The 21,615-nt window shown below is 65.0% G+C and carries 22 protein-coding genes; 11 read left to right on the forward strand and 11 right to left on the reverse strand.

Annotation, left to right across the window (positions count from 1 at the left end):
• Positions 1-101: 101 nt before the first annotated feature.
• A complete protein-coding gene (locus J5X93_RS03155) occupies positions 102-1,769 on the forward strand; it encodes a ShlB/FhaC/HecB family hemolysin secretion/activation protein (RefSeq protein WP_250034414.1) in 1,668 nt (555 codons plus the stop codon).
• Between the two features lie 92 nt (positions 1,770-1,861).
• Here the strand turns inward: J5X93_RS03155 and J5X93_RS03160 are convergent, their stop codons facing one another.
• Positions 1,862-2,269 carry a response regulator gene (locus tag J5X93_RS03160; RefSeq protein WP_043207882.1) on the reverse strand — a complete coding sequence of 136 codons (408 nt, stop codon included), beginning with the start codon at positions 2,267-2,269 and terminating at the stop codon, positions 1,862-1,864.
• A 50-nt stretch (positions 2,270-2,319) separates the two neighbouring features.
• Positions 2,320-2,559 carry a Flp family type IVb pilin gene (locus J5X93_RS03165; protein WP_090343104.1) on the reverse strand — a complete coding sequence of 80 codons (240 nt, stop codon included), beginning with the start codon at positions 2,557-2,559 and terminating at the stop codon, positions 2,320-2,322.
• A gap of 297 nt (positions 2,560-2,856) precedes the next feature.
• Here J5X93_RS03165 and cpaB point away from each other — a divergent pair, with 297 nt between their 5' ends.
• Genes cpaB through J5X93_RS03205 form a run of 8 tightly spaced genes read left to right on the forward strand, consistent with a single transcriptional unit; the run spans position 2,857 to position 10,233 of the window.
• Positions 2,857-3,792, forward strand: coding sequence for a Flp pilus assembly protein CpaB (gene cpaB / locus J5X93_RS03170; protein ID WP_102081259.1), 936 nt, complete (start codon positions 2,857-2,859; stop codon positions 3,790-3,792).
• A gap of 18 nt (positions 3,793-3,810) precedes the next feature.
• The gene (locus tag J5X93_RS03175) at positions 3,811-5,055 is read left to right on the forward strand and encodes a type II and III secretion system protein family protein (RefSeq protein ID WP_043207876.1); all 1,245 of its coding nucleotides are present in this window, start codon (positions 3,811-3,813) and stop codon (positions 5,053-5,055) included.
• Positions 5,052-6,245: a CpaE/TadZ family protein gene (locus tag J5X93_RS03180; RefSeq protein ID WP_043207875.1), complete on the forward strand. Its 1,194-nt coding sequence runs from the start codon at positions 5,052-5,054 to the stop codon at positions 6,243-6,245. Before J5X93_RS03175 ends, J5X93_RS03180 begins: the two co-directional genes overlap by 4 nt.
• Positions 6,242-7,498 (forward strand): TadA family conjugal transfer-associated ATPase, encoded by a 1,257-nt coding sequence (locus tag J5X93_RS03185; protein ID WP_250034416.1) that lies wholly within the window; start codon positions 6,242-6,244, stop codon positions 7,496-7,498. The genes J5X93_RS03180 and J5X93_RS03185 overlap by 4 nt, the downstream gene beginning before the upstream one ends.
• Positions 7,495-8,376, forward strand: coding sequence for a type II secretion system F family protein (locus J5X93_RS03190; protein WP_043207872.1), 882 nt, complete (start codon positions 7,495-7,497; stop codon positions 8,374-8,376). The genes J5X93_RS03185 and J5X93_RS03190 overlap by 4 nt, the downstream gene beginning before the upstream one ends.
• 2 nt (positions 8,377-8,378) lie before the next feature.
• The gene (locus J5X93_RS03195; RefSeq protein ID WP_090343098.1) at positions 8,379-9,266 is read left to right on the forward strand and encodes a type II secretion system F family protein; all 888 of its coding nucleotides are present in this window, start codon (positions 8,379-8,381) and stop codon (positions 9,264-9,266) included.
• A 15-nt stretch (positions 9,267-9,281) separates the two neighbouring features.
• The gene (locus J5X93_RS03200; protein ID WP_090343096.1) at positions 9,282-9,953 is read left to right on the forward strand and encodes a tetratricopeptide repeat protein; all 672 of its coding nucleotides are present in this window, start codon (positions 9,282-9,284) and stop codon (positions 9,951-9,953) included.
• Positions 9,954-9,972: 19 nt separating this feature from the next.
• Positions 9,973-10,233, forward strand: a complete 261-nt coding sequence (locus tag J5X93_RS03205; RefSeq protein ID WP_090343093.1) for a DUF3613 domain-containing protein — start codon at positions 9,973-9,975, stop codon at positions 10,231-10,233.
• A 105-nt stretch (positions 10,234-10,338) separates the two neighbouring features.
• Here the strand turns inward: J5X93_RS03205 and J5X93_RS03210 are convergent, their stop codons facing one another.
• The gene (locus J5X93_RS03210; RefSeq protein ID WP_043207980.1) at positions 10,339-11,115 is read right to left on the reverse strand and encodes a response regulator transcription factor; all 777 of its coding nucleotides are present in this window, start codon (positions 11,113-11,115) and stop codon (positions 10,339-10,341) included.
• 105 nt (positions 11,116-11,220) lie between these two features.
• Positions 11,221-11,691 (reverse strand): A24 family peptidase, encoded by a 471-nt coding sequence (locus tag J5X93_RS03215; protein WP_043207863.1) that lies wholly within the window; start codon positions 11,689-11,691, stop codon positions 11,221-11,223.
• Between the two features lie 75 nt (positions 11,692-11,766).
• Here J5X93_RS03215 and J5X93_RS03220 point away from each other — a divergent pair, with 75 nt between their 5' ends.
• Positions 11,767-12,201: a TadE/TadG family type IV pilus assembly protein gene (locus J5X93_RS03220; RefSeq protein ID WP_043207861.1), complete on the forward strand. Its 435-nt coding sequence runs from the start codon at positions 11,767-11,769 to the stop codon at positions 12,199-12,201.
• Positions 12,198-14,840, forward strand: a complete 2,643-nt coding sequence (locus J5X93_RS03225) for a PAS domain-containing sensor histidine kinase (protein ID WP_043207859.1) — start codon at positions 12,198-12,200, stop codon at positions 14,838-14,840. The genes J5X93_RS03220 and J5X93_RS03225 overlap by 4 nt, the downstream gene beginning before the upstream one ends.
• On the opposite strand, the gene J5X93_RS03230 is transcribed toward J5X93_RS03225, so the two are convergent.
• The 7 genes from J5X93_RS03230 to J5X93_RS03260 form a co-directional block, all read right to left on the reverse strand.
• Entirely contained in the window at positions 14,825-16,777 is a 1,953-nt protein-coding gene (locus J5X93_RS03230; protein ID WP_043207857.1) for a pilus assembly protein TadG-related protein, read from the reverse strand. The two genes, J5X93_RS03225 and J5X93_RS03230, sit on opposite strands and share 16 nt — an antisense overlap.
• Positions 16,778-16,951: 174 nt before the next feature.
• Positions 16,952-17,518 (reverse strand): DUF4136 domain-containing protein, encoded by a 567-nt coding sequence (locus tag J5X93_RS03235; RefSeq protein WP_070572672.1) that lies wholly within the window; start codon positions 17,516-17,518, stop codon positions 16,952-16,954.
• A gap of 19 nt (positions 17,519-17,537) precedes the next feature.
• Complete coding sequence (locus J5X93_RS03240; protein ID WP_043207854.1) at positions 17,538-18,173, reverse strand: DUF4136 domain-containing protein; 636 nt, start codon at positions 18,171-18,173, stop codon at positions 17,538-17,540.
• Between the two features lie 21 nt (positions 18,174-18,194).
• A complete protein-coding gene (locus J5X93_RS03245; protein ID WP_250034419.1) occupies positions 18,195-18,944 on the reverse strand; it encodes a methyltransferase domain-containing protein in 750 nt (249 codons plus the stop codon).
• A complete protein-coding gene (locus J5X93_RS03250) occupies positions 18,941-19,246 on the reverse strand; it encodes a MazG-like family protein (protein ID WP_043207849.1) in 306 nt (101 codons plus the stop codon). The genes J5X93_RS03245 and J5X93_RS03250 overlap by 4 nt, the downstream gene beginning before the upstream one ends.
• Positions 19,247-19,325: 79 nt before the next feature.
• On the reverse strand, positions 19,326-20,177 hold the full coding sequence (locus J5X93_RS03255) for a MaoC family dehydratase (protein ID WP_250034421.1): 852 nt from the start codon (positions 20,175-20,177) through the stop codon (positions 19,326-19,328).
• 2 nt (positions 20,178-20,179) lie between these two features.
• The gene (locus J5X93_RS03260; protein ID WP_043207844.1) at positions 20,180-21,532 is read right to left on the reverse strand and encodes a 3-oxoacyl-ACP reductase; all 1,353 of its coding nucleotides are present in this window, start codon (positions 21,530-21,532) and stop codon (positions 20,180-20,182) included.
• Positions 21,533-21,615 lie beyond the last annotated feature (83 nt).

Below are 21,615 nucleotides of genomic sequence, written 5' to 3' on the forward strand. Positions count from 1 at the left end.
CCGCTCGCTTCGGCCGTTCGACGATCGTGAGGCCAGCACCTACGCTTGAACCACAGGGCGGTCCTGTTGCGCCCGGTCTTCGCGGGGTCATGGAGCGTCCTATGCGTCCTCTGGTCGTTACGCTGCTGATGGTGTCCGGGGCCTGTGTTTGCCATGCCGGGTCGCTGCCGAGCGTGCTCGACGGCAATGAGGTCGAACGACGCCTGCCCACCGCCAACCTGCCGATCGATACCTATCGTCCTCTTCCGGCGGGGGTGCGCATGCCGGCCGCGGAGAAAACAGCGCCTGCATGGCCGCTGAACACGTCTGTGGCAGTCCGCAAGGTGCGCTTCGAAGGCGGTACGGTGTACCTGCTGAGCGAATTGCGCGAGCACTACCAGCACGTGGTCGGCCATCAGGTGACCCTGGCTGAACTCATCGCAGTGACCGACCGCCTGACCGAGCGTTATCGGCGCGATGGCTACCTGCTATCGCGGGCCTACCTGCCGCCTCAGGACTTCGCTGATGGCCGTGTCCACGTGGTGTTGGAGGAGGGCTATATCGGCGAAACCCAGGTGCACGGGGAGATCGGGCCCGCGGTCGGCTACCTGGAGCAAGTCCTCGACAAGCTCAAGGCCGAGCGGCCACTGACGCGAGAATCCTTCGAGCGCTATACCGGCCTGATCGGTCGCATGCCTGGTGTGAGCGTCGAGGCCGAACTGCAGCCCGCCGGGTGGCGCGATGGCGCCATGCGCCTGATCGTCCATGTCGGGCGCAAACCCTTTGGCGCCAGGTTGACCCTGGCCGAGGGTAGTCGCACGTCCGCGCAAGCGCTGATGGCGTTCGACAGCCAGGCCCAGACCCGTTTCGCCGAGCAGTTGAGCGCCCGCGTCCTGCTGCCGCCTGGTGACGACGAGGCCCATTACTACCGACTCGACTACAGCCAATACCTGGACGCCGAGGGCAGCCGGCTGCTGCTTTCGGCGTCCCGCTTTCGCAGCGAGCCGCGCACCTTTGTGCCCTTGGATGACGGTGAGAACCTGCGCCAGCGTTGGGATAGCGAGCGCCTTGCCATCGGCGTCAGCCAAGCCCTGATCGTCAAACCCGACGAGTGGCTGGATGTGGTCGGGCAGTTCTACACCACGGCCGATCACGTCGACTGGCGCACGGCCGACCCAGCGCGCCAGGACGACAGTGACACCTATGCTCGGGCGGTGTCCTTCGAAGGGGACTGGCGCAAGGTCGAGGACGGTCGGTTGCGTAGAGTCAGTGCCGGCGTGCACCAAGGCCTGGATCTGTTCGGCGCTCGCAGTGACAGCGCCCGCGATGTGGATTTCTTGCGCCTGCGCCTGTCTGGTTTGCAGCGCGATGCGTTGGCGCGTGACTGGCAGGGTGTGGTGTCCGGCGCGGTGTACTGGAGCGGCAACGACCTGCCCGACAGCGAACGCCTGCTGTTCGGTGGCCAGCACTTCGGCCGCGGCTACCCGGCCGACCAGGCCTCGGGCGACAAGGGCTGGGGATTGGCCTACGAGCTGGACTACAGCGTCTACCGCGACGGCGCTTGGGTACGGTTGCTGCAGCCCTATCTGGCGCTCGATGCCGCCCGGGCGTGGTCGAACGGGCGCGACCTGGAGCGGGCACGACTGGCCTCGGCGGCGTTGGGAGTGCGCATAGGGGATAGGCGCTTTTACAACCTGGCCGTGGAACTGGCCAAGCCCCTGGCGGATGTGGCGCAGGACAGCCTGGATCGCAGTCCGAGGATCATGGTGAATCTAAGTGTTTCCCTGTGAGGGTGAGTGGCGCTTAGCAGAGCGAGCCCTACCACTGCGTGGTCTCTTGGGCGCTGGCGAGGCCTGCGATGGGGCGCGAGCGTCCCCAGGGGTCAGCACACGACCTGCATCCGCGGCTTGGGGAACAAATTCTCCAGCGTCTCCAGCAGGCGTGCGTGATAGATGGGCTTGCGGAACAGGTCCAGTACCTGAAGGCGTAGCAGGTCGCTGATGTCTTCCATGTCGGCGTGACCGGACATGACGATCACCGGCAGATGCTGGCGGGCCGTGTGGTCGCGCAGGCGTTTGATCAGGCCGATACCGCTTTCCTCGGGCATACGCAGGTCGGTGATGACCAGGGCCACGTCCGGGTGGCGGGTGAGCTGGAGCAGGGCGCCTTTGACCGAGGTGGCGGTCAGGCAGATGAAACCTTCGTTCTCCAGCAGTTCGGCGAGTTCGAGCAGGGCCTCTTCCTCGTCGTCTACCAGCAGGATCTGTTGACGCAAGGAAGAGAGTGACATGGCCGGCTCCTTTCGAATGGGTTCCAAAATCGTTGCTGCCATCTTGATCGTTAAGTACCACCAGTCGTAGAGCTTCCTCCACTGCTGCCGCCAGTCGTGCCACTGGTTCCTGTAGTGATGGCAGCCTGGATCTTATCCATGACCGATTTGACATTGTTGGACACGCCCGGGACGAACCCCGCCAGCACGACTGCCACCATGGCGGCGATCACCGCGTATTCGATACCGGAGGCGCCGTCCTTGCGTTGGATGAACTGTTTGCAGTGAAGAAGGATGCGTTTGAGCGACATGGTGCAACTCCTCGCGCGTTCGAGCGCTGATGGCGGGGAATCCCCTCGGTGATACCCCTTTGCCATCACAGAATTCGCCAAGCGATTGGAAGCTGCAAATGTAACAACGGATTAATCCAAAAGTATGAGTTTCGAATAGCCGCGCTAAGTTTCTGTTTTGCCGAGGTGTCAATTTAGTGGCATCAAAAAGCACCTGTTTCTCATGGCAATTTGTGGCATTTGGACTACGTTGCAATAGCGAAATAGTTTCTTTTTGCCATCAGCTAAATGCGCAAACGGCGTAAGGGGATAGCGGATATGAGTAGTCGCTTGACCATGATGCTCGCCGGTTTTTTCCTGGTCGCCGCGTTGGTGGCTGGGTACTGGGGGCTGGTTCTTAGTCGCCCCTCGGTGCCCGTCGAGCAACCGGCCCCGGTGATGGCTCCCGTGGCTGCGCCTGCCGCGCCGACCCCGGCCAAGGCAGAGGAGCCTGTGCGCTCACAGATTGTCGTGCTGCGCCGCGACGTTGCTGCCAATACCCCCTTGACCCCAGACGATCTGTTGCTCGAGCGCCTGCAGGTAGTGCCGGCAGGGGCATTCCAGCGAATCGAGCAGGTTGTCGGGCGTAGCAGCATGCGCCCTTTGGCGGCAGGCAGCTGGCTTGCCGAAGACAGTTTCCAGGCAGGTGGTCCGCTGGCGCGGATGATCCGCCCACACGAGCGGGCCGTGGCCGTGGCGGTGGACGATGTGATCGGTGCCGCCGGGCAGCTTCGTCCGGGCGACTACGTGGATGTGCTGTTGTTTCTGCGAGAGGAAAACAACAATCCCCAGTCTTCCGCGCAGGTGGTGTTGCCTGCACTGCGCGTGCTCAGCGTCGGCGAGCAGATGGGCTTGGCCAATGATGGCCGGCCGGCACAGACCCAGGAGGAGCAGAAGGCCCGTCGCGATCAACCGGGTAGCACGGCCCGCACCGTGGCACTGGCCGTGCCTGAAGCGCTGGCCAGCCGACTGATGCTGGCGGCCCAGACAGGGACCTTGCGTCTGGCGGTGCGCAGCGCCGACGAACAACGCCTGGCCCGCTACTGGGCCGGCACCGAAGCCAGTGCCCAGGTGGAAAACGCCAACCGTGACCTCTATCGTTTCAGTCAGCTGTCGCAGGTGCCGATTGCCAAGACGGTGGCGCCTGGCAGCGGCATCTCGGGCATGCAGATCATCCGTGGCGCCCAGGCTGCCGATACCTCAAAGACTCCGTGACCTAGCAAGGACGCCGCCATGCGTAGTATCGAGCGGATACTCAGACAGTTGTGCCCTGCCCTGACGATGGTGACGTTGCTGCCGATGGCCCAGGCGGCCGACAAAGGCTGCGCTGCATTCAGCCAACTGCCGTCGGTGATCGAGATGGACCAAGGCCTGCAACAGGAGCTGCGCCTGCCGGTGGCCATCAGCCGGGTGGCGGTGGGCGAGCCCAAGGTCGCCGATGTCCAGGCCAGCGGCGAGCGCGCCGTGTTGCTGACGGCGGTCGGGGCAGGCAATACCAGCCTGATGCTGTGGACCGCCTGTGCACCGGCCCCCCACCGGGCCATGCTGTTCGTCAAAGGCCGGGCCAGCGCGGACATGGCCGAAGACACGATGCTGCCTTCCCAGGACCCTCAATTGCCCAGCCAAGTGCAGGCCGATATCCGCTTCGTCGAAGTGCAGCGCAACAAATACAAGGAAGCCGGGGCGCGGCTGTTCTTCAAAGGATCGAACAACAGCCTGATCGGCTCACCGGGTACTGTGCCTGGGACCCGCGTCACACCTGGCGCTGTGCCGATCGCCCGGCCGTTGATTCCGCTCGACGACAACGTGTTCAACATTGTCTGGGGCGGTGGCAGCAGCCGCTTTCTGGCGGCGATCAATGCGCTGGAAACCAGCGGCTTCGCCTACACCCTGGCCCGTCCGAGCCTGACCGTGCTTAGTGGCATGACCGCCAGTTTTCTCGCGGGCGGCGAAATCCCTATCCCGGTGCCGAGCACCGGCAGCGACAGCGTGTCGATCGAATACAAAGAGTTTGGCGTGCGCCTGGCCCTGACGCCGACCGTGGTCAGCCGCGACCGTATTAACCTGAAGGTCGCGCCGGAAGTCAGCGAGCTGGATTACACCAACGCGGTGAATATCGCCGGCACCCAGGTGCCGGGGCTTAAAGTCCGGCGTACCGACACCAGCATTTCGCTGGCCGATGGGGAAAGCTTCATCATCAGTGGCCTGGTCAGCAGCAGCACCCGCTCGGGTGTGGACAAGTTCCCGGGCCTTGGCAACCTGCCCATTCTCGGTGCGTTCTTCCGTCAGTCGACGGTCAATCGCGAAGACACCGAGCTACTGATGATCGTCACGCCTCACCTGGTCCAGCCGCTGGCCGCCAATGCCCGTTTGCCGGAACTGCCGGGCGAGCGTCTGCGCACCTACGACCCCAGCTGGGGGCAGCTGTTTTTCCTGGAAAACGGCAATTTCGAAGGCCGTAGCGGGTTATCACGATGAGCGAGAGCCTGAACCAGACCTACCTGGCCATCACCCGCAACGAGGAGGACCTGCGTTGGCTGCAGGGCGCGCTCGCCCCGCTCGGCCAAGTGATCGGTGCCAGTGGCGGTAGCCTCGACGAGTTGCTGGCTTTGGTCGACGTGACCTTCAGCAACCTGCTGTTCATTGGCCTGGACCGCGAGCAGTTGATCAATCAGTGCGCGCTGATCGAGGGTGTGCTGGAAGCCAAGCCGATGTTGGCCATCGTGGCCTTGGGCGATGGCATGGACAACCAACTGGTCCTGCACGCCATGCGCGCCGGTGCCCGTGACTTCGTCGCCTACGGCTCGCGCGCCAGCGAAGTGGCAGGTTTGGTGCGGCGCCTGAGCAAGCGGCTGCCGGCGGTCACCAGCAACCCAAGCCTGGGCGGGCTGACGGTGCTCTACGGGGCCCAGGCCGCAGCCGATGGCGCATTGCTGACCACCCACCTGGCGCGGGTGGTGCAGGAGAGCGGCCAGCAAGCCTTGCTGCTCGACCTTGGCCTGCCGCGGGGGGACAGCCTGACTTTGCTCGGGTTGGAGGCATCGTTCTATTTCGGCGACGCCCTGCGCCATTTGCGTCGGCTCGATGGCACCCTCATCGACAGCGCCTTCCCGCGTGACAAGGGCGGTCTGCGCATCCTGGCCTACGCCGACAGCGACGATCCGCTGCAACAGACCAGCGCGGCCGAGCTGTACATGTTGCTCAGTGCCCTGCGCCAGCACTTCCAGCACATTGTGGTCAACCTCACCGGCCAGGCCGACAACGATGCCTTGCGCACCATCGTCAGCCATTGCGACAAGCTGATCGTCTATACCGACCAGAACATCCTCGACTGCCGGCGCAACCTGGAGGTGCTGGAGCAGTGGCGCGACCGGGGCATCAAGCTCGACCATGCCGTGCTGCTGGTGGACCGCTACCTGCGCAACGTGGCGCCGGATGCCGATGCTTTGGCCAAGCGCTATGGCCTGACCTTGCTCAAGGCGTTGCCCTACAGCCCTGAGGTGCGCCTGAATGCCAAGAACCAGGGGCTGAGTCTGTTCGAGCTGGCCCCCCGGGAGAGCCTGACCCAGGCCTTGCATTACCTCGGCGAGCGATTGGCGCGGCGCTCGGAGCACCTGGCCAAGCCCACCCCCACTACCTGGCTGCGCCGCCTGTGGAGCCATAAATGAGTGCCGACGAACCCTTTGGCGGCCCGCGCCACGCGGGGGCCGACCCGCAGGCACTCAAGCGTGCCCTGCACCGCTTCGTCATCGATGCCATCGAAGACAGCGGCCGCAACCTGCTCGAAGGCGCGCGGCCTGCGCTCACCCAGTTCGTCGTGGAGCAGGTCGGCGACTACGTGGCACGCCTGCACCTGGCGCTGTCGCGCTACGAGACCGAGCGCCTGGCCGAGGAGCTGGTCGATGAGCTGACCGGTTATGGCCCGCTGGAGGTGCTGCTGCGCGATGCCAGTGTCACGGAGATCCTGGTCAACGGCCCGCACCGGGTTTTCGTCGAGCGGGCCGGGATGCTCCAGCGCACCGACCTGCGCTTCATCGACGCCCATCACGTGGAGCGAGTGATGCAGCGCATTCTCGCGCCGCTCGGGCGTCGCCTGGATGAATCCTCGCCGATGGTCGACGCCCGCCTGCCCGATGGCAGCCGTGTCAATGCGATCATCCCGCCGGTGGCGCTGGACGGGCCTTGCCTGTCGATCCGCAAGTTCCGCCAGGACATGCTCAAGAGCGCCGACCTGCTGGCCACCCGTGCCATCGACCAGGCCATCTTCGACTTCTTCGAGCGGGCCGTGGCTCGGCGCTGCAATATCCTGGTCAGCGGCGGCACGGGCACGGGCAAGACCACCTTGCTCAACATCCTCAGCCAGATGATCTCTCCCCATGAGCGCCTGGTGACCATCGAAGACGTGGCGGAGTTGCAGCTGCACCACCCGCACGTGGTGCGCCTGGAAACCCGGCCACCGAACGCCGAAGGGCATGGCGAGATCAAGGCCAGCGAGCTGATCCGCAACGCCTTGCGGATGCGCCCGGACCGCATCCTGCTCGGCGAGATCCGCGGAGCCGAAGTGCTCGACGTGCTCACCGCGATGAACACCGGGCACGATGGCTCGATGAGCACGGTGCACGCCAACACCGCGCAGGATGCCTTGCTGCGCCTGGAGACCCTGGTGGGGCTGACGGGGCGCCAGGTGGCCGAGAAGACGCTGCGCCAGATGGTGTGCGCGGCGCTCGATGTGGTGATTCAGCTGACCCGCCTGGCCGATGGCCGGCGTTGCGTCAGCGAGGTGCTGGAGGTGGTCGGGGTGCGTGACGACGTGTATGTCACCAATACCTTGTTCCGCCTCGACCGGCGCGGCGGCGAGGGCTTCTTGCGCGATGCCCCCAACCCGGCGGGCGCCAAGCTGCGCCAGGACGGGTTGATGTGATGGGCCCGCTGCTGCTGGCACTGGCGCCTTTGTTGCTGGGCGTGGCCTTGCTGCTGTTTCGCCGAGGTCAGTACAAACGCCGCGAGGAGCGCATCCTGCAGCGCTTGGGACGTGCCTACCAGAGCGTGCGAACCGCCACGGTGCGGCGTGACTGGCTCGACCCGTTGTTGCAGCGTGCGGGGCTGGCCCAGGGCGAGTTCAGCCTGCGCCCTTGGTTGACAGGCTGGCTGGGCCTGGTCGCGTTGGCCTTGCTGTTGGCCGGCTGGGTCGCGGCCGTGCTGGTGCTGACCGCGCTGCCACTGCTGGCCTACCTGTACCTGAGCTGGCGCTGTCGCCGCCGTCTGGCGCTGATCGTCGAACAACTGCCTGGGCTGCTGGACTACAGCGTGCGCAGCCTCAAGGCCGGCCGCACGCTCAGCGATGCGGTGCTCGGTGGGATCGAAGGCACGCGCGAGCCGTTGCGTTCGGCCATGGGCCGTGTGCAGCGCAACGTGCGCATGGGTGTGCCTCTGGAGGAGGCCGTGCATGAGCTGGCTGAACTGTACGAGCAGGACGAGCTGCGGCTGTTCGCCTTGGGGCTGCGCATCAACCAGCACTATGGCGGCAACGCCAGCGAGCTGATGGAGAACCTGATCAAGCTGATCCGCGAACGTGAGCAAGGGGCTCGCCAGCTCAGGGCCATGACCGGTGAGACACGGATCACCGCCTGGATTCTCGGCGCTTTGCCGCTGACCATGGTTGGCTACTTCTTGCTGGGTAACCCCGGCTACCTGATGGCCATGTGGCGCGACAGCCAGGGGCAGATGATGTTGCTGTTCGCCTTCGCCCTGCAGGCGGTGGGGTGTCTGATGCTGTGGCGCATGATGAGGAGCCTGTGACCATGGCCTGGCTGATCTGTGCCCTTTGCCTGTTCGCAGGCTTTGTCCTGTTGAGCTTGCAGGCGCTGCGCCAGGTCCGCGCCCGGCAGATGATCGCACGGCGTTTGCAAGGCCAGCTGGCCCGTGAGGAGCGGCTGGGAGACTGGCTGCATTGGCTGGGCAACTCGGCCTTGGGCCGACGTCTGCAGACCCTGGACAGCGAAACCCAGACCCTGCTGGAGCGAGTGGGTTGGCGTCGTAGCCGTCACCGGGCGTTGTTCGCGGCCGTGCAACTGGGGCTGCCGGTGTTGGCGGCGGGCCTGACGCTGTTGCTACAGCAGGGCCTGGTGTCGGGCGGCTTTGGCCATGGGGTGGTGTTGCCCCTGTGTGCCCTGGGGGTGGGCTACCTGCTGCCCAAGCGCCTGCTGGCGATGGCCGCATTGCGCCGCCAGCAGCGCATCGCCCAGGAGGTGAGCCTGGTGATCCCGCTGCTGCGCATTTTGTTCGAGAGCGGCTTGGCGGTCGAACAGGCCCTGCGGGTGCTGAGCCACGAGAGCCGCACGTTGGTGCCGCATGTGAGTGAAGAGCTGCGGCTGGTCCTGCAACGCGTGGACTCCGGGCTTGCGTTGGGGCCGGAGTTGGAAAAGACCGCACGCCTGCTGGCGGTGGACGAATTCATCGACACCTGCGTGATCCTGCGCCAGTTGCTGGTGCAGGGCAGCGGTGCGATGAAGTCGCTGCTGGGCCTTAAGACCTTGCTCGATGATCGGCGCCTGACGCGTCTGCAGGAGCGGGTCTCGAAGATGTCGGCAAAGATGTCGGCGGTGATGATGATGTTCTTGTTCCCGGCCTTGATCATCGTCCTGGCCGGACCGGGTTTCACCGCACTGACGCGGGCCCTGGCGTTCTGAGGAAGGAAGAGTCGGATGAAAGCGATCCTGTTGTTCACCGGTCTGTTTTTGCTGGCAGGCTGTGCGGGCCAGCCACCCGAGGGGTTTGCCAGGTTGCTGGGCACCTCGTCCTGCGGCAAGCCCACCGCCGACCAGCAACTGGCACTGAACCTGGCGGACGAGATGCTCAACGACGGGCGCCCGCACGCCAGCTATGCGCACCTGCAGCAACTGCCGGACGACCTCGATCAGGTGCGCTTGCGCAAAGCCAAGGTGCTGCGCCTGCTTGGGCGCAGCGAAGCCGAACCGCTTTACCGCAGCCTGCTCGGCGGCTGCCTGGCGGCCGAAGCCGAGCATGGCCTGGGCCAGCTTGCCTCGGCGCGGGGGGACGATGTACAGGCGCTGCGCAACTTGCAGCGGGCGGTGCGTCTGGCGCCAACCGACGAGAAGGTGCGCAATGACCTGGGAGTGGTGCTGATGAACCTGGGCGATCATGAACAGGCGCGCTTCGAGTTCCTGACCGCCATCGAGCTCAAGGACGACAACCCGCTGCCGGCAGTCAACCTGGTGACCCTGTCGCTGGTCGAGGACAATTGGCAGCAGGCCGCCGACCTGGTGACCCGGCTAGGGCTCAAGCCGGAGCAGTTCGCCGAGGCCCAGGCGCGGGCCAAGCAGTTGAAGGAGACCGGGCGTGGCTCGGTGGGTTGAAGACAAAGGAGGCGTTGCCATGTTCAAGCCAATGATGGTTGTGCTCTGCCTTTCCTGCCCACTGCTCGCTCAGGCCGAGGACCCACCTCGCCGGCCGCCGCCGGACACTGGCGCCGAAGCCTGGTTGCGGGTGCAGGCGAGCAACCAGCAGGCCTCGCCGAAACCCCAGAGGCAGAGCGCGAAGGAGCGGGAGTTGTCCCTACAGCGCTGGCTGGACAGCTACAAGTATCCGATCCCCGATGCCTTCCGCTATCAGTCGATGAGCACCACCGGTAACTGACGCAGCCAACGCCTGCCGGTCCTGCGCAGACCATGAGCGCGGCACGCTACCTGTGGGAACGGGCATCGGCGAGCGAGCCGGCAACAGGCTACAAGCCTGTGCCGTTCAGTGGGTGGAGAAGCGCTGGCTCAGCGGCGAAGCGCCTGGCATCAGCGCCAAGGCCAGTTGGGTGCGGTTGTGCATGTGGGTCAGACGCAGCACCTGCGACACGTAGAGCTTGACGGTGTTCTCGGTAATCCCGAGCTCACAGGCGATCTGGTAGTTGGTCTTGCCCTTGCCCACGAGCCTGGCCACTTCCAGCTGACGCGGCGAGAGCTTGTCGAAGACCGGGGGCAGCTCGGCCTCGGGCTCTTCGAGGTCCGTGGCGCGGCGATGCATGCCTTGGCCGCGGGCTTTCTCCAGGTCTTGGTAAAGGATATCGATGGACTCGGCCAGCTCCTGCAAGCGTTGGTTCAGGTGCCCCAGTTCATGAATGTTGCGTTGGCGTTCGAGCAGCGCTTGCTCCTGGCGTCGCACGCCTTCGAGCAGCTCCTGCAGGTCGACGGGCTTCTGGTAGTAATCGGCGAACCCTTCCCGCAGGGCGCGGATGATGTCCTGCTTCTCGGCTTGTCCGGTCAGCATGATCGCTTCGAACACGCGCTGGCGACCGGTGAGTTTCTTGAGCGCATGGACCATCTCGATGCCATCGATCTGGGGGAGGTGTAGATCGCACAGGACCAAGCCGATCTGCTCGTCGGCCTGGTAGCGCTCAATGCCTTGCATGGCGCTGTTGGCCGGGGTGCAGGCGTAGCCGTGAAGTTCGAGATATTCACACAGCTGTTCGACCACCTCTGGCTGGTCATCGACGACCAGAATCTTCACCGTGCTGGGCTGTTTGTTCACGATCAACTCCCTGTTCGTTCTGGGCCCTTGTTCCTGCGCATGAACGCTAAAGACGGTAGCTGGTGTTGGTGGTTTTGTACAAGGTTTGTATAGTTTTTGGTGCCGTTACTGAATCCATACGGCTGTCAGCAGAAAACCCACCAGCACATAGGGCGCGAAGGGTTGTTTGTCGCCGACTTCCTCGGCCAGTTTCTGCAGGCGCTTTTTCACCTTGGGATTGAGCAGGATCCACAGCCTGCGGCGGCCAAGCAGCCAGGCCAGCACGGTGATGCCGGCGCCGATGAAAGTGCCAAGCACGTACGGGGGGCTGGTGGCCAGGGCCAGGGCGCCCATCAGCTTGACGTCGCCAGCGCCGAAGCGGCCAAGCATGTAGCCGGGGAGGGTGAGCAGCATGACGATGGCCAGTGCCCAACCGGCATCGCTGGGTTCGGCGCCGATCCAGCTGCGCCCGGTGGCGAACAACCAGACCAAGGCACAAGCCGCAACGCCCAGGGTCAGAGCGTTGGAGAGCTGCCGTTCGCGGATATCTTGTTCGGTGCACAAGGCAAGCCACATCAGGAGAACAATGCTTTGCATTGGCAAAATGCCATCCCTATTCGTTGAACGGTTCTATGCTGTGTTTCAGGTGTCATAGTCAGGGTAGACGCGAACATGAAAGCAAGCCTGGCAAGACGGCAAAAAGGTGCGGCTGCCATCGAGTTCGTCGCAGTCTTCATGGTTTTTTTCGCGGTGTTCTACGGGTTGGTCAGCTATGCATTGCCGATGCTGATGGTGCAGTCGTTCAACCAGGCGGCCAGCGAGGCGGTGCGCCGCTGCGTGGCGCTCGAGCCCGGCAGCGCCTTGGCCAGCTACAGCGCCGTGGCACAGCAGGCGATCGACCAGCAGCTGTCCTGGATGCCCGCGGCCTTGGGCTTCAGCGCGGTCAAGGATGCCAAGGTCGAGTTGAGCGGGAAGCTGTTGACCGTAACCATTCAATACCCGCGTGAGCGCCTGACCCGCGTGTTGCCATTGCTGGTGCTGCCTGTGATCGGTGAAGTACCACGCTTGCCCGAGCAGTTGCAGGCCAAAGCGAGTCTGCAACTGTGACCGGGCTGTTCGACCGTTGGCGCGGCGGCACGCAGCCAGCTGTTTCCGAGCCTGAGGCGCCTGCCGCCGTTGGCCTGCAACTGTGGCTCGATGGGCAAGGCAGCGTGCAGCGCTTGTCTGGGCCGTTGCGCACCTTGTTGGCGTTGCCCTTCAAAGGTGGTGGCCGGGTCCAGGACTACCTGGAGCGGCACAGCTGGCTGGTGCTGGAAGGGCAGCCTGCCGATTGGCAGGGGCAACCCTTGGATCTGGATTTTCGCACTGCCACGGGCAATCCCCTGTGTACCCGTGGCTGGGTGATGCGCCAGGGCGATGGCTGGTTGTTGCAGCTGTTCGATATCGGCGACCTGCTGCTCGAGCGGACCCACGCCTGGCAGCATCAAGGCGAGTGGCAGTTGGCAAAGGACATCGACCGCGCCTTGCGCGAGTGCAGCGCGGAGCGTTTGACCCAATGTGTGGCGGTGCAATTGCAGCATCTGGCCGAGCACTGGCATGTGCCCGCCGTGCGCCTGATGCTGCCGCAGGCTTCGGGTTGGCGCACCTTCGCCGGTAACGAGACACCTTGGCCGTGGCCGGGCGACGCCCGCCTGCAATCCTGGCTGGACGGTCTGTCGGCGCAACCTCAGACAGCCGCCACGCTGCCTGCAGAACTGCTGACCCTGTGTGGCGGCGTTTCGCTGTTCGTGCTGCCGTACCTTGAAGGCTCGCAGGTCCAGGCCTGGCTGCTGTGTGCCGGCGGGCAGCAGATGCCCGCCGATGCGCACCTGTTGTGGCAGGCCTTGATCGAACCGGTGCTCAGCCGTTATCGGCATGCCCGGCTGCAACAGCAGAGCGGTTACCTGGCGCAGTTGCAGCAACAACTGGGCGCAGGTTGGTGGGCCTGGTCACGCGAGGACGGCCTGCACCTGGACCCGACCCTGGCCGCGCGTCTTGATCTGCCCCACCACCCCAGCCTGGAGCAGTGGCTTGCGCGGCTTCACCCTGCCGACCGGGAGCCGGCGCGCCTGGCCCTGGAGCAGGCCTGCATGGGCGATGACTTGAGCCTGAGCGTGCGTGTGCCGGCGCTCCAAGGGCATGGCGATCCGGCCTGGCTGCATTGGGTGGGCCGGTTGCAGGGCAGCGAGCTGCGCGGTTTTCTGCTCGACATCAGTGCGCTCAAGGCGCAGGAGCTGCAGACGAGCGCGGCGCGCACACGCCTGGAAAGCCTGATCGCCAGTTCACCGGCGGTGATCTACATACAGCGCTACGCCGAAGGTGCGTTGCACAGCGAATTCTTCAGCGCCAGCTTGATGCCGCTGCTGGGCTGGACGCCGGACAGCGAACAGGCCCGCCAGCCGGGCCTGGCCGTGCATCCGGACGACCGCGCATTGTGGCTGGAGCGTACCCGCACCTTGCTGCGCGAGGGCCAGGCCCGTAGCCGCTACCGTCTGCGCGATAGCCGGGGTGGCTACCACTGGATACTCGATGAGGCGCGACTGCTGCGCAACGATATTGGCCAGCCGCTGGAGGTGGTCGGCTTGTGGCTGGATGTCAGCGAGGCCACCGAGGCCGCCGACCGGGTACGCCAGAGCGAGGAGCGCTACCGGGTGCTGGTAGAGGACTCTCCGGCGATGATCTGCCGTTATCGCCCAGACCTGGCCCTGGTGTTCGGCAACCGACCCTTGGCCGACTACCTGCACTGCGCGCCGGAGCAACTGGAGGGTATGAACCTCGGCCAGTGGCTCTCGCAGGAGCAGCGCGAAGCGTTCCTGGCGCGGCTGCAACTGCTGACCCCCGAGCAACCGATGAGCAGCGCGGAGATCTGCCTGCAGTTGCCTGGTCGCGAGCACGCCTGGTGGGTCTGGGCCGACCGCGGGCTGTTCGATGAGCAGGGGCGGCTGCTGGAGATCCAGGCAGTGGGCCGTGACAACACCGAAGTGCGACGCAGCCAGCGGCAGCTGCTGCAAGGCGCCAAGATGGCGACGCTCGGCGAGTTGACCACCGGCCTGCTGCATGAAATCAACCAGCCATTGAACGTCATGCGCATGGCGGCGGCCAATGCCCTGAAACGCCTGGAGAACGGCACGGCCGAGCCTGCCTATCTGGAGGATAAGTTGCACCGCATCGAAGCGCAGATCGAGCGTACCGCACGGCTGGTGGACCACATGCGCGTGTTCGGGCGCCGCTCCGAGGTCGAGCGTCAGCGCTTCGCAGCCTGGAGCGCGGTGCAGGAGGCGACGGCGATGCTCGAGGAAAGCCTGCGCGGCAAGGGCGTCTCCCTGCGGATCGAGACGCCCGAGGACCAACCGCAGGTGCTGGGGCACAAGGATCAACTGGAGCAGGTGATGATCAACCTCATGATCAATGCCCGCGATGCCCTGCTCGAACAACGTTGCGCCGAGCCCTGGATCAGCATCCGCCAGACCTTGCAGCCTGGGCAGCTGTGCCTGTGGGTGGAGGACAACGGCGGCGGCATCGACCCGCAGGTCCAGGCGCGTATTTTCGAGCCGTTCTTTACCACCAAACCGGCGGGTGTCGGCACCGGGCTAGGACTGTCGGTGAGCCATGGCATCATCGAAGCCATGGAAGGCAGCCTGAGCGTGGCCAACGGAGCCGAGGGCGCGTGCTTCAGGGTGTGTCTGCCGGTTTACAGCACCAACTGAGCGCGGCCGCTGGAACAACTGAGGTTGGCCCCGACTTCTGCGTTGACCAGGTCGATGCCGAGCATCTTGAGGAGCATTTCCACCAACGGATCGATGATCGGGCTGAGCAGGTTCTTGATCAGCGGTTCGAGGATGCTCTTCACACCGTCGAGCAGGCCTGCGGTCAACACCAAGATCTTGCCCAGGCCACTGTTCGCAGTGGGTTCGTAGGCCTCCAGGTGAATCCCCAGCAAGGTGTCGCTGAGGCTGCCCACCACATTGCTGTTGGCGGTCGCCATCGCCTGATAGCGCGGATCGAGACCAATATCGGGCGGTTCGCTCGCGCCTTGGAAGACCAAGTCATGTTCGCCCTGGCCGTACCCCAGTACCTTGCTGTCGACACGCACGCCGATGCCGCCACCGGCGAAGGGCACGCGGGTGCCGCAGACTGGCGGTAGGATCAACACGCGGCTGCAGACATTGGTGCCGATGTCGATCAAAGGCAGGGCCTTGTTAGCAGCGGTGCCCTGGGCGAAAAACGTGTCGGGCGAGTCGAACCTGCCCACCGAGATCTTCACGGCGGAGCGGTCGGTGAGGGTAGTGAGGCGCTTGGGGGAGCAACTGTAACTGCTCGTCAACGGCGGCTTGAGGCGGCTGGTGGCTTCGCCTATCTCCAGGCCGATATCCAGGTGAAGCTTGTCCGGCATCAGCTTGATGTCGCTGACCTTGCACGGAATGCCCAGGCTACAGGTCAGCGATTGCACGGTGCCGAACAGGTTCAGGCTGAGCAGATTGTTCAGCACGTTGGTCAAGGGGGCCGCCAGGTCGAGCACGGCGTTTACCAGGCCGACGACGCTGTCCAGCAACGGCAGATCGACCGACACCAGGACTTTGACCTGGGCGGTATGCACCCTGAGCTCATCTTTTGATGGGTCACCCACCGAGGAAATCTGTTGTGGCTCTATGACTTTCACCCGTACTCGACCATTGGCCAGGCCAAGCACGCTGGGCGAGAGGTCGATGCCTGCGGCGCTGTCGCTGGCTGCGACCATGAGCATGCCATGGACCAACTGAAGCAACTGAAGGCTAGCATCGAGCCCGGCCTTGGCGGTGCCGTTCTGGATATCGACCAGCTCCCCCAGATGCAATGAACTGCCGCTGCCGGCCAGTGCCACCTTGCCCAGGTTCGATACCACGTCAACCGCGGTGCCACTTTGCTGCAGGACTTTCACGGCGGCTTGCAGCAGTTGGGTTGCGCTGGCGTTCGTGTCGAGCAGGGTCTGGTAGTCGCCGGCTTTGATGTTCAGGTCCACTGCCAACTGATCCAGGTACTTGAGTAGATTGAGTTGGGTGTCGGCCAGGCCCTGCCAGCCGGCAACGTCGAGCTGCAGGTTGCCACCCAGGGGGGCGAGCAGAGCATTGAGCAGCGCCGCCTGGCGGGTGTCGATCTTCACCAGTGTGCTGCGGATTCGCAGCATCGCCTGCGGTTGCGTGGGCACTGAGGCCACGGCGCTGGCAGTCAAAGTGCTGGTCAAGGGCAAACCATCGCCTTTGACCAAGGCAAAGACACCGGCGGCAACGCTGGTGGGGACGGTGTTGCTGACCTGCACCCTGATTGCCTCATTGCGCGAGGCATCGACGGTGAAGGTGCGCAGGTGGTCGGCCCCGGTTTGCACATGGCCACAACTGGCCACCAGCGGGTTGCTCGGATCATGGCCATTGCGGGTGGCGGCGGTGCGCGCAAGGGTGGGGGCCTGGGGACCGGTGCCGGTGCACACGGCGTGTTGGCCAGCCGCCTCCAATGCTGCCATGTCGGCGATGCGCTGAAGTTTACGCTGCTCCAGATAAAGCCGGCCGCTGTCGACCACCAGCAGCATGAACAGCAGGGCAAGGCCCAGCGTGAGCGCGGCCATCAGGCCGATCGCGCCGCGTTGGCGTGCGGGATAACGAAGAACCACGGGCACTCCTTTGCAGGCCTCTGGCCAAGCAGCGCGGCGGCGGTGAAAGGAGTGTAGTAAAGGTGATGGCTAATTGCCGTGTTTGCTTGGTCGATCGTGACGACCTTGCCGGCCCGTGTTCGCGGCTTATCCCGCGAACACGGGCGAAGCCCGTGCCATCACTGCATCGTCTGTTTACTGCCGGCGCGGTGGATAGTGCGACATCACCTGGGTGACGGTCTTCTGGATCGCAGTGTTGCGTTCTTCCGGGCCGGGCGGGTAGTTGTTCATGATCTGTTCGGCGCTGGCACGCCAGACCAGCTTGCCGTCACGACCGTCGAACATGTCCACCTGGATGGTCGCGACCTTGTAGTCGACGCTACGGGTCTCGTTGTACATCGGCCCGCCCCAATAACCTCCCCAGTACCCACCCCAGGCGCCGCCGTAGTTGGTGGTGATCTGCTGCTGGCGTTCCTCGACGATGAGGTAGGCGCGTACCTTCACATCGGCCTGGGCATTGCCCTGCACCGGTCTCAGGCCGCGTTGGTCGAGCTGGTCGGCCACGGCCTGGCGGATGCGCTGCTCGGTCAGGTCGCTCTTGATCCGTGGGTCGTCCGGGCGGTACTGCAACGCCGGTTCCTGCCAGGCCCAGCTGCGGTAGGCAGCGAAGTCACGGCTGGCGTCGAAATCCTGGGTGACGTTGTTGTTGGCGCAGGCGGTGAGCAACAACGCGAATGACAACAGAACGAGGCGGCGCAACATGATGGTTCTCCGTTGGACACTAACTGGGAGGATAGCCGCTCAGCGCCTTGCCCACTGACTCGCGCAAAGCGTTTTCGCGGTCCCGAGGCGAGTCCTTGCCGCTGCCACTCTCGGCGCTGGCGCTCCATACCGGTTGGCCGTCGCGCGCGTCGAACAGGTCGATGCGCACCACCATGACTTCGACTTCATAGGTGCGCACGATCGGCACGCTGCCATAGGCGCCATAGCCATTGCGATAACCGCCATAGCCGATGCTGCCGTAGGGGTACGGGCCGTAGTAGGGGTCGTAATAGTCGTAGTCACGCACCTGGCGCAGGCGACGCTCCAGACGGATATCGGCGCTTACCAGAAGGTCCGCGGCATTGCCGCGTGCAGGACGCAAACCATGCTGGTCGAGGGCGCTGCTGACCGCCTCGGCCAGTTGCGCAGGGTCGGCGTTGGCATTGGCACTTGGCGGCTGGCCGTCGCGCCAGCGCCAGCTGCGATAGCGGCCATAGTCGCGCGGCGGTGCAGGATAAGCGCTGGCATCGAAGGTGTTGGCTGCCTGGGCCGGTGCCGGCGGCAATGGCCGGCTACTGGCGACATAAGGGTTGCTGCCCTGGCAGGCAGCCAGGGTCAGGGTGAGCAATGCCAGGCAGAGTTGCGGGTACGGCATGGGGTCCTCCCGGCAAGCGGGTCAATGCGGTCGGCAGATCCAGTGCAGATAGCGGCCAAGCCCAGCGAAGCTGGGGTGGCGGCGATGTGCGAGCTCCATCTCCAGTAGGTCGAGCAGCTCGGCCTTGGCCTGGAAGTCCTTGGGCATGTAGTCATAGAACACCCGCACGCCACTTTCACTTTCGACTTGCCACATGGGTTCAAGTTGCGCCTTGAGCTCCCTTGGATCAAGCGGTTTCTGCGGAGTCAGGCTCTGGCTTTCACCCGCTAGGCGGTTGCTGCGCAACTTGCGGAAATGGCCTTTGAGCAGGTTGCGGTAGACCAGCGCGTCGCGGTTGTAGAACGCCAGGGACAACCAGCCGGCAGGAGCGGTCAACTGGTGCAGCACCGGCAGGATGCTCTCGGGTTCGGCCAGCCATTCCAGCACGGCGTGGCACAGCACCAGGTCGAACGGCTCGGTCAGCTGGCCGAGCAGGTCCTGCCAGGGCGCCTGGATGAAGGTGGCTGCCTGGCCGGCCTCGGCAAAGCGGGCGCGGGCACCGTCGAGCATGGGCGCGGCGGGTTCGGCGAGGGTCAGGTGGTGGCCGCGTTCGGCCAGCCACAGGGCCATGTGGCCCAAGCCTGCGCCGATGTCCAGCACGCGCAAGGGACGGTCGGGCAGGGCTTCGGCGAGGTCGGCCTGAAGGCCCGCGAGGCGGATCGCGCCTTTGGCGCCGCCATAGATCTTCTCGGCGAAACGGGTGGCCAATTCATCGAAATGACGGTCGTTCATTTGGCGAAGCGCCTCTCGCTGTCAGCCAGCTTGGCACGCACCACTTCGTTCATGTCCAGCCCCAGTTCGCTGCACAGCAGCAACAGGTAGAGGACGATATCGCCCACTTCCTGGCCGGCGTGGGCGAGTTTTTCAGGGGGAAGCTGGCGCGATTGATCCTCGGTCAGCCATTGGAAGATCTCCACCAGTTCAGCCATTTCGACACTGGCCGCCATGGCCAGGTTCTTGGGGCTGTGGAAGCCGCGCCAGTCGTTGGTGTCGCGGATCCGGTGCAGGCGTTCAGTCAGTTCTTGCAGGTTCATTGGGCTCTCCTAATGGCGCATAGCTTCGGATGAGCCTGGCTGCAAAGCAAGCGCCTCGGGCTGCATGGCAGCCCCAGGGCTAGAGCGGGGACCAGCGCCCGAGCATGTGCACCAGCGCCCCATGACCCTCCAGGCGCAACACGCCTTCCGGCCCGGCTTCGCTGGCACTGAGCACCACCTCCGAAGGCAAGCGCACGGGTTTGTGGAAATCTACCGCGAAGGCATAGCCGCTGGCCGGCAGATGGCCGCGCAAGGCGGCCATCGCCATGGCCTTGGTCCACATGCCATGGGCGATGGCGGTGGGGAAGCCGAACAGGCGGGCGCTGGAGGCGCTCAGGTGGATCGGATTGTAGTCGCCGCACACCTTGGCGTAGCGCCGGCCAATACCACTGTCGGCGTACCACCGGGTGACCTCCGGCAGGTTGCCGGGTTCGACGGTCTGCACCTCGTCCCCCTGGCCTTCCAAACGCAGGCCGCGCACCAGCATCCGGCTGGTTTCCCGCCAGAGCAGACCCAGCCCATCCTCGGCCTCGGTGACCAGATCGAAGGTGCCGCCTTTGGCGTGGGCCTGCAGGTTGTCGGCGTAGACCGCAAAGCGCAAGCCATCGATACCGCCCAGCGGACGATGGACCTGGATTTCGTTGTGCAGGTGGACCAAACCGAGCAGCGGGAAAGGGAAGCGATGGGCCGTGAGCAACTGGAGCTGCAGGGTGAAGGCCATGATGTGGGGATAGGTCGGCGGCAGGCGGCCGTGGTCGGCGAAATGGCACAGTCGGCGATAGGCCGCCAGGTTGTCGGGCTGAACCCGCAGGAAACAGCGCAGGCCGGCCTCGGGCAATCGGTCGCCGCTGATACCGCGTTTGCGCAACGCCCGCAGGTAAAGGCTGGCGCGTGCGTCGGGGTTGTGCAGGTCGTGCCATGAACGGGTCATTGTCATGCCCCCATCAGTGCCTGGCCGCAGACCCGCAGGACTTGGCCATTGACCGCGCCCGTGCCGGGCTGGCTGAGCCAGGCGATGGCCTCGGCGACGTCCTGTGGCACGCCGCCCTGGCCCAGCGAACTCAGGCGTCGTCCGGCTTCGCGCAGGCCCATGGGCATGGCGGCGGTCATGTGGGTTTCGATAAAGCCTGGGGCCACGGCATTGATGCTGGCGCCCTGCTTGGCCAGCTTGGGTGCCCAGGCTTGGGCGAAGCCGATCAGGCCGGCCTTGCTCGCTGCGTAATTGGACTGCCCGCGATTGCCGCCGATGCCGCTGACCGAGGCGAGCAGGGTGATGCGCGCCCCGTCGTGAAGCTTGCCGGCGTCGAACAACGCTTGGGTCAGGACTTGCGGGGCCTTGAGGTTCACGGCCAGCACCGCGTCCCAATATTCGGGCGTCATGTTGGCCAGGGTCTTGTCGCGGGTGATGCCGGCGTTGTGCACCAGGATGTCGAGGCCGTCGGGCAGGGCTTCGACCAGCTTGGCTGGGGCATCGCTGGCGCAGATGTCCAGGGCCAGGGCCTCGCCACCCAGGCGGGCGGCAAGGGCGTCGAGGTCTTTTTGTGCCTGTGGAACATCCAGCAGGATGACGTCCGCGCCATCGCGGGCCAGGGTCTCGGCGATGGCTGCGCCAATCCCTCGGGCGGCACCGGTCACCAGGGCGCGGCGGCCGGCCAGCGGGCGGGTCCAGTCCTCGACGTGGTTGGCGCAAGGGCCCAGGCGCAGAACTTGGCCGCTGATGAAGGCACTGCGGGGCGACAGGAAGAAGCGCAAGGCGCCTTCGAGCTGGTCTTCGGCGGCCTTGTCGACATACAGCAACTGCACGGTGGCACCGTCGCGCAGTTCCTTGCCCAGTGAACGGCTGAAGCCTTCCAGGGCGCGCTGGGCCACGCTGGCCTGCGGGTCGTCGAGGCTTTCGGGCGCGCGCCCGAGGATCACCACATGGGCGCAGCGGGCCAAGCTGCGCAGCAGCGGCTGGAAGAACTCACGCAATTGGCGCAAATCGTCGCTGTCGGCCAGATGGCTGGCATCGAACACCACGGCCTTGAGCTTCGGCCCCAGGCCGGCGACCCAGGTCTGCGCCTGCAGCCCTTCGCCGTTGAAGCTGTAGAGGGTGTCGGTCAGGCGTGGAGCGATGGCCTCCACCTGGACTGCCAGGGGCCCACCTCCGAGCACCAGGGCACCCTCCACGGGACGCAGGCGCCCTGCCTGCCATCGCTCCAGCGGCGCCGGACGGGGCAGGCCCAAGGCATCGACGAGGCGTCGGCCAAGGTTGGAGTTGGCAAAGCCGAGATAGCGGTCGCTCATGTGCGGGTCTCCCAGGGGACAAGCTTGCAAGTGTGGACCAAGTTTGTGTCGAGGTCGTTCGACTGCGGTAAAAACACCTAGTC

Origin of the sequence: Pseudomonas sp. BYT-1, from assembly GCF_023611805.1 — a bacterium.
GTDB lineage: Bacteria > Pseudomonadota > Gammaproteobacteria > Pseudomonadales > Pseudomonadaceae > Aquipseudomonas > Aquipseudomonas guariconensis.